Origin of the sequence: Vibrio scophthalmi LMG 19158 (assembly GCF_000222585.1) — a bacterium.
Classification (GTDB): domain Bacteria; phylum Pseudomonadota; class Gammaproteobacteria; order Enterobacterales; family Vibrionaceae; genus Vibrio; species Vibrio scophthalmi.
In genome coordinates this window covers 1-2,100 of record NZ_AFWE01000154.1, presented here as the reverse complement: position 1 = coordinate 2,100, position 2,100 = coordinate 1, and the positions used below count along the sequence as shown (strand labels likewise).

Genomic DNA, 2,100 nt, shown 5'->3' with positions numbered 1-2,100 from the left:
AAGTCAAAGTCTTGCTCATCAAGATAGATGGGCTGCCGAGCGTTACCGCGTGAGGTTACGTGATACAGCGCACCTGCATACTCTATCCGTAATGGTCTACTCATCCTCTTCTCCCTTGAACAAAAAACGGACTAATTAAAAACTAGACCACCCTAAACAAGAAAGCAAAAAGAAAGACCTGACCCCAGATCTTTTCCTGATCTTTTCCCCTTCATCATCAATCCAGTTAGCATTTTTATAGTCTTCCACAGGCCAAGAATCAATCACCGGTAATTGTTCGATTAAATTTCCAACTTTTAAAAAACTATACTCGTTACCCGCTAGTTCTGCTTTTTCTTTTATCTTTGAATCATTGGGGTTACGAGATGTGCGCAAATAACGGTGTTCTTGCTGCATTACTTCTAGAAAAGGTTCTGTATCTAATACTAAACGTAGTGTTTTAGGCGGCATATTGGTGAGAAAAACTTAACCTTGAGAATCCGTTTTACCACTGAATAACACATTGCTATTACCGCTGAATACTTTAAATGGTACATCAGCTATCACCTGTTCCAGTTCATCGCTAGTGTGATATCAAAGTTGTAAACAAATTTCTCGCAATCTTGGCAACTTTGTTCCTTCGTCATGCATGTACCTCTTATACGAATTTACCCAACTATTCTATTACTTCTATAGATTCGAAAGATGGTTCTTCAACCACTATTCTATATTCTATATGTCGAGTTCTAAAACCAAACTCTCCATCTTTTTCATAATAATCAGTTTTAAATAACATCACTTCACCATCTGGCACTCTCATTATATATTCATCCTCGTGTGCAAACTTCCGCACAGGTGAAACATAGTGTGTTATAAAAATAGTGTCCTCACCTTCTCTAGTTTCTCCCCATTTATTTCCATTTAATCGAGAATAGCCATAACCTGGAAATTCGCTTCCTCTCCCACCATTTTCCTCAGACACTTGTGGGTAAGCTTTCTTTATGTCTTTATATTGAACTTCCCAATAGACACTTTCTATCGTCCATTGACATAACGAATAGTCATTAAAATAAATATCAACCACATACTTGTTTTCACTTATCTCTTTCGCTCTATATTCATAGTCTTTCTTCAAGTCGAGCCACTCACCAGTTCCTATGCTATATAGCTTGCATTTTGATGATGAATACTCTGCCGAAATGACATCTAATTTTATATTATCAGGAAGAGTGAACGTAATTCTAATGTTATCACCCCATAAAAAAATCATCGGAAATAGAGCACGACCACACCATAGTATAATGAGTGAAATAGCACTAAATATTATTTTTTTAGGGTGGTTTATGACTGTTTTTTTAAACATAAACAATTCTCAGTTGGTAATTATTTTTCCAAAAACACTTCCGATAAAACAGAGGAAAGCAATAATGGTGCTATAAGTTGTTTCCCCTCAACTTGCTTGGTAAGGTATCGAACAAAAACAGCCTCAAGATCTGTGTTATTTCGACTTAATTCGAGCGCCTTTTCTGGTTGATTTTCCCAAAGTTCCATTTCAAGATTTGATGCTTTTACTTTAATACCATAACAAGATTGTCCCCAAGAATTTATCAAAGACGCCGGCAATACCCAAGGTGAAACTAATGTCGACATGCCGTGATTTCGACGCATATACAGCTTTCCGCTTGGCATATAAATGCTTTCTATTGGAGCCAATAAATATTGCCATAACTGAGGTTCATTTTCAGGAAACCATAGGGGTCAGGTCTTTCCTCTTGCCACTATGCGGCTAACTCTAGAATAATGAAGTCCAAAAAATTCACCAATTTCTTTTTGTGTATAACCTCCACTATTAAATGCCGCAATGATCGCGCCATCCCTCGTCTCTTCCATTTCCTGATAGTCAACTAATGCTCGTGGCTGCTTTCGACGTTGACACGCGGGTACCTCACTGATATCTCCAGATTCAACTGACAAATCCAGTTGATGACGGGCTATAAACTCATCGCTCCCTAAATACACCTGCTGTTTTAGCTTATCCCATAAACTATCACCGGCTCCTGCATGTACAAACTGTCGATATTTTTCTCTCGCTGCAGCACGCTTGCGCCCAAATGGCAGTAT

At 38.2% G+C, this 2,100-nt stretch carries 3 protein-coding genes and 1 pseudogene; all 4 read right to left on the bottom strand.

Features of this window, described 5'->3' with window-relative positions:
* Positions 1-135: 135 nt before the first annotated feature.
* Positions 136-450, bottom strand: a complete 315-nt coding sequence (locus RH88_RS11985) for a hypothetical protein (protein ID WP_005596259.1) — start codon at positions 448-450, stop codon at positions 136-138.
* 205 nt (positions 451-655) lie between these two features.
* Positions 656-1,342, bottom strand: a complete 687-nt coding sequence (locus RH88_RS11980) for a hypothetical protein (protein WP_005596258.1) — start codon at positions 1,340-1,342, stop codon at positions 656-658.
* Positions 1,343-1,362: 20 nt separating this feature from the next.
* Complete coding sequence (locus tag RH88_RS11975) at positions 1,363-1,629, bottom strand: hypothetical protein (protein WP_160162585.1); 267 nt, start codon at positions 1,627-1,629, stop codon at positions 1,363-1,365.
* Between the two features lie 108 nt (positions 1,630-1,737).
* Positions 1,738-2,100 (bottom strand): annotated as a pseudogene (locus tag RH88_RS11970) (addiction module toxin RelE); the annotation flags it as partial.